This is a genomic window from Gelidibacter gilvus (assembly GCF_004115975.1).
GTDB lineage: Bacteria > Bacteroidota > Bacteroidia > Flavobacteriales > Flavobacteriaceae > Gelidibacter > Gelidibacter gilvus.
In genome coordinates, this window is sequence record NZ_SDDZ01000026.1 from 1 (window position 1) to 3,725 (window position 3,725).

The 3,725-nt window shown below is 30.9% G+C and carries 4 protein-coding genes; all 4 read right to left on the reverse strand.

Annotated elements, in window-relative coordinates:
* Positions 1-388 precede the first annotated feature (388 nt).
* Entirely contained in the window at positions 389-742 is a 354-nt protein-coding gene (locus tag ESZ48_RS19070; RefSeq protein ID WP_223266519.1) for a DUF2185 domain-containing protein, read from the reverse strand.
* 27 nt (positions 743-769) lie between these two features.
* On the reverse strand, positions 770-952 hold the full coding sequence (locus ESZ48_RS19075; protein WP_129019096.1) for a hypothetical protein: 183 nt from the start codon (positions 950-952) through the stop codon (positions 770-772).
* A gap of 212 nt (positions 953-1,164) precedes the next feature.
* Positions 1,165-2,580, reverse strand: coding sequence for a S41 family peptidase (locus ESZ48_RS19650; RefSeq protein WP_223266520.1), 1,416 nt, complete (start codon positions 2,578-2,580; stop codon positions 1,165-1,167).
* A gap of 71 nt (positions 2,581-2,651) precedes the next feature.
* A complete protein-coding gene (locus ESZ48_RS19085) occupies positions 2,652-3,455 on the reverse strand; it encodes a helix-turn-helix domain-containing protein (RefSeq protein ID WP_223266521.1) in 804 nt (267 codons plus the stop codon).
* Positions 3,456-3,725: the final 270 nt, after the last annotated feature.

A 3,725-nucleotide genomic window follows, 5' to 3' on the forward strand; every position in this document is an offset into this window, starting at 1 on the left:
TGGTGATGATTATTGCTTGTTGGATTGGAAATAAAACGACGAAGGAGATTTATTCCACTTCAACAATGCCAGGAAGACAATTGTCAAAATTTAATGGAGAAAAGGCTTGTTTTTTGCCTCAGTTCTTTGTTGTGCGTTCGTTTTTATTTCCGTAAATCTTTTTCTGTCATTTCAGAATCGTATATTTTTCCGTCTTTGTCAAAACTCCAAATATTAGATATTTCACGAACGTCAGGCAATTCAGATTCATTGGATTTAACTTTTTGCTTAATTATTCTCCGAAACTTTCTATTAGCGTCTTGCTTATTTTTTTTTCTGATTGCGCTGTTGTAATTCCACGAATTTTGGTTTTCTTTTCTGATTTACTCATAATTTCATTTTATTAGGTTCAGAGTTTAAAAGGTTTCCATTTTTCGCCAATTTCATTTCGTTCTGCTCCAATTCCAACAGGCATTTCATACAATTCATTCAGAGTTTTATCAATTTCCACAGCTTGTTTTAATGAAATGATTTTCGCATTTTCTTCAGTATGTTCATTTTGCCCACATAAGAATTGCCAATCTCCATCGCTGTCGTGTTCTACATATAAAATTGGGCTTTTATTATCAAGAATATGATTACAAGTAAATACTGCTTTATTTTCCTCATCGCTAAATTTGAATTCAGTTTTATTTTTTCCTTGTCCAAATAAATTAAATATGCTCATAAAAGCTACTAAAGTTATTAAAATCGATTTTTTCATTAAATTTCTATAAATATTTATTCTAAATTATAAATCAAATATTCTTGGAACATCTTTATGTAAAACCTTGTCAAGACATTTAGAGTGAGCATAAACTGCTTGAACGTCTTTTGTTTTCTTATCACATTCTATCGTGATTTCAATCGCTTTATTAAATGTTGAATCTTGACCACAAAAGCAACATAAAACTTCTAAATCTCCGTTTTCCATTTTCTTAAAATTTTTCTTTTATGTCCTTAATTTTATTACCTGTACGATTTTTCTTAAATGACGCACAACGTTTTTCGGCTTTGCGTAGTGGCGGATTATTAGCACAAATGTTGATACGAAGAACCGAATTCCAATTTAGCAAAAAGTTTCATACGAAGCACGAAACCCGCCATTACGCAAAACCGATGTTATCTGCAGCCCATTTTTTTCTTTTAGTTTTCCAAATACTCAACAGCATATTTAACCCAATCAGTTACAGTTTTATCAAGATAAATATCAGGCTGAATTCCAATATTATCGATGGGATAATTTGGTAATCTTAAGGATCTGTAGGTAGGTAAAAGCAAACGATAATTATCGCACCCAAATTTGAAAAAATAAGAGTTGGCATAATCTAAAACTCCAGAGGTTGGTATTCCCATTAACTTAACTTTTTTGCTCTGCTTCGCTTTTAATAAAAAATTCTCGCCAGCACTTGCTACTTTGTCGTTTGCCAGAACAATAATCTGTTTTGGACTTTTATAGGCTATTTGAACAGTATCTATGCTAACATTTTTATTCTCCAGATTTACAAATTTACCCAAATTGTTTTTATAAATAGTAAGGCGCCTTTCCATTTCGATAATTTCATCTCTGTTCTTTTCTGGGTCTTTTGCTACAAGACCATTTTTATAAGTAGTAATGCCATCAATCAATCCTTGGGTAGATAGAAGTTCTATGCCAACATTTTTTATAGGATTGGTGGCTATGAATGGCAATAACTCGGTGTAAGCACCATCTGTTCCGCCTCCATTATTTCTAATATCAATAATAAGGTTTTCACTATTCTCAATAGCTGTTCTATTGTCTTTAATTAGTTTTTCAATACGTTCAACGTAGGGATAGTTGAAGCTTGATATTCTAATTAATGAAGATTTTTCAGTTAATTTCTCGAAGTAAAAGCCATCCAATTCATTTATTCTTTTCGTAACTTCTACTAAATCTAATTTTCTGTTCGGGTCTTGTTTTATAAATGTTGATTTTAAATTATTGATGTAAAGAAGATAATCTTCATATACTTTGAAAGTGTCTTTAAACATCGAATGATCTGAAAGATAGTAGGTAACATCCTCTTTTCCATTTAATTGAAATTTAATCTCTTTTGGTTTCCAATTTTGATTTTTGGTTTCTATAATAAAGCCTGTGTATTGATTTTCTCCAGTTTTAGATATGCCTACAGTATAATTTTCATCTTTCCATATTCCTTCTAATTTATCTTTTGACTTCTTTATTCTTTTCGTAAATTCTGAAATATTTATGTCCAATTGCTTTGGCGCTTCAATTTTGCCTGCAACTAAAGATTTATCTTGCTCATTTGGCAAAATCCAAATATGTCTGTCCTTGAAAAAATTGGTATATTGCTGAAGAACGTCCAGACATTGCTCACCATTTGTTTTTTTAGATTTAACAGCTAATTCTTTCTTTAGATTGTTGTAAAGCAAGCTGTCTTTCGTTTTTTCTGCAAATCCAGGATATTCATTTTCTATTTTAGAAACCAAATTGGTTAATGCAGTTTCACAATTGCAGTTTTGCTGTCCAAAAGATAGAGTTGTAAAAAACAACGGAAGTAAGTACAATAGATTTTTCATTTCAAAATCATTAAAATTATCTTGCAAAAATAATTTATGTTTTGTTCACTAAATTGTAAAAATGGAAACTATCAGATAAAAAACCAGATATTCCCTTTTTCTGTATCAACATTTTTAAAAAATGCGCTTGGATTTTTATTGGTAAATGTTTTGAAATCTTTATTAAAATGTGATTGGTCGTAGAAAAGATTGCCGTGTGAAAGTTCGGTCAGGTTTTTACTCTTTTGGTGTTTAAAAAGTGAATTTCTGAAACGATGTATTTTACGGTATTCCGATGGCGTTTTGCCTACCGATTTAGAAAACAGCTTATTGATGTATTGTCGGGTAAAATTATGTTTTTCAGCAATTTCTTCAATCTTCAAATCTGCTTCAATGTCACAAAGTAATCTCCCTGCTAATGTTAAGTCCTTTTCTGAAAATTTTGAAAGCCAATAATTTTCTAATTTCTCGATTTGATTGTCTCGGTTTTTTAGAATAAAAATATTTTCCATTTCATCTTTAAAATCAGGAAATGGATTAAAATCTTCAATTTTATTTTTTTTGAAAATTTCGGGCGCCTCAAGAAAATGGTTTATTCCTAATGGCTTAAAATAAATTGTAATTTCATTAACTGTATTTTCATAAACAATTTCAATAGGTTCGGCATAACGAGAAACAAAATTTGCTATAGTGTTTTTGTTTTCGGAACTTGAAATAAAAAAATGCTTTTCTTCAAGTTGAAGTTTCACATTTTGGCTTACAGAAAGAATACAATAATTATTAGGAAACGTAAAGTATTGTATCGGTTTAGAATTTTTATCTTCCGCAATAAAGTAGTATCCTTCTATATATTTTCTTAGAGTATTATTACTTGGTTTGTAAAATTCTATCTTCATTCTAATCTCTTGCGTTTTGTTTGGGTTACAGATAACGGTTTTGTGTATGATTAGTGGCGCGTTTTAAGCACTAAATTTAGCAAATAAAAACCGAGTAGAAAATCCGCGAGGGTTTTCGTAAGTAGGCGAGAACCAGCCATTAATTATACACGGTGTGTGTGCCCAGTATGGGCATCTTTACCTTACTGCAAAGTAAGATATTAATTTAGAGGGTGCAAGTCCCTCATGCGCTGGAGTAACGTCTGGAAGCATTAGTAAGTCGCAAGGGTG

Coding starts and splice junctions, on each gene's coding strand:
- ESZ48_RS19650 (WP_223266520.1), bottom strand. CDS start 2,580: ATGAAAAATCTATTGTACTTACTTCCGTTGTTTTTTACAACTCTATCT.
- ESZ48_RS19075 (WP_129019096.1), bottom strand. CDS start 952: ATGGAAAACGGAGATTTAGAAGTTTTATGTTGCTTTTGTGGTCAAGAT.
- ESZ48_RS19085 (WP_223266521.1), bottom strand. CDS start 3,455: ATGAAGATAGAATTTTACAAACCAAGTAATAATACTCTAAGAAAATAT.
- ESZ48_RS19070 (WP_223266519.1), bottom strand. CDS start 742: ATGAAAAAATCGATTTTAATAACTTTAGTAGCTTTTATGAGCATATTT.